Origin of the sequence: Corallococcus silvisoli, from assembly GCF_009909145.1 — a bacterium.
Classification (GTDB): Bacteria; Myxococcota; Myxococcia; order Myxococcales; family Myxococcaceae; genus Corallococcus; species Corallococcus silvisoli.
Window position 1 is genome coordinate 1 of record NZ_JAAAPJ010000056.1, and the last position, 1,469, is coordinate 1,469.

Here is a 1,469-nt window from a genome sequence, read left to right on the forward strand (position 1 = left end):
GCCCTCACGCCAGCCTTGCGCGTGCCGCCGCCCCTCACTCGGACTTCGCATGAGGGCCTGCTGCCGCTTTCCTTCGCCCAGCAGCGTCTGTGGCTCTTGGATCAGCTCCAGCCGGAGGATGCGTCCTACAACCTCCCCACCGCGCTCCAGCTCTCCGGCCACGTGGACGTGGAGGCGCTGCGCCGCACTTTCGAGGCGCTGGTCGCGCGTCACGAATCCCTGCGCACCACCTTCGAGGAGCATCAGGGTCAGCCCTCGCAGCGCATCCACGCCCCGCGGGACTGGACGCTGCCGCTCGTGGACCTCTCCGCCCTGCCCGCCGAACAGAGGCAGGAAGCAGCGCGCCGACTGGCCGACGAGGAGATGCGTCGCCCATTCCATCTCGATAGAGGCCCACTGCTGCGCAGCACGCTGGTGCGCCTGGATGAAGCGGACCACCTGCTGTTGGTGACGATGCACCACATCGTCTCCGACGGTTGGTCCATGGGTGTCCTCGTCCGGGAGGTGGCGGCCTTCTACGAAGCCTTCACCACGGGCACGACTCCGGCGCTCGCGCCCCTCCCCGTGCAGTACGCCGACTTCGCGACGAGGCAGCGCCAGTGGCTCCAGGGCGAAACCCTGGACGCGCAGATCGATTACTGGAAGCGGCAGTTGTCCGGTGCGCCCGCCGCGCTGGAGCTACCCACCGACCACCCGCGTCCGCCCGTGCAATCGCATCGTGGCGCCACTGTGGAGGTGCGAATCCCCGCGCAGCTCGTGGAAACACTCAAGGCCCTGGCCCAGCATGAGGGCGCCACGCCCTTCATGGCGTTGCTCGCCGCCTTCCAGGTCCTCCTGTCGCGTTACTCCGCTCAGGACGACGTCAGCGTGGGCTCTCCCATCGCGGGACGCACCCAGGCGGAGACCGAAGGCCTCATCGGCTTCTTCATCAACACCCTCGTCCTGCGTGCGCAGGTCGAGCCGAAGGCGACGTTCCGCGAACTGCTCGCACAGGTGCGCGGCACCACGCTCGCCGCCTACGAGCACCAGCACCTGCCCTTCGAGAAGCTCGTCGAAGCCGTGCAACCCACTCGTGACCTGAGCCGCAGCCCTCTCTTCCAGGCCATGTTCGTCTTGCAGAACACGCCCACCGAGGCGCTGCGTCTGCCGGGCCTGTCCTTCCAGGCACTCCCCCTGGAAGCCCACTTCGCCAAGTTCGACTTGTCCCTGGGCCTGCGGGAGAACCGTGGAGAATGGCTCGGTACACTGGAGTACGCGACGGACCTCTTCGAGGCGTCGACCATCCAGCGCATGGCTGGCCATTTCGGCGTGCTGCTCGAGGCCATCGCCTCGAAGCCCGACTCCCGCCTCATGGACCTGCCTCTGCTCACCTCCCCTGAGCGCCAGCAGCTCCTCCTCGACTGGAATCCTCCCGCGCTGAGGACACAGTACGAGGCCAGCATCCACGCCTGGGTCGAAGCCCAGGTGCG

The 1,469-nt window shown here is 67.7% G+C and carries 1 protein-coding gene; it reads left to right on the top strand.

Going from position 1 to position 1,469, the window contains the following annotated elements:
* Positions 1-1,469 (top strand): condensation domain-containing protein (locus tag GTY96_RS37025; RefSeq protein WP_235686148.1); only part of this gene is annotated, 1,469 nt, incomplete at both ends.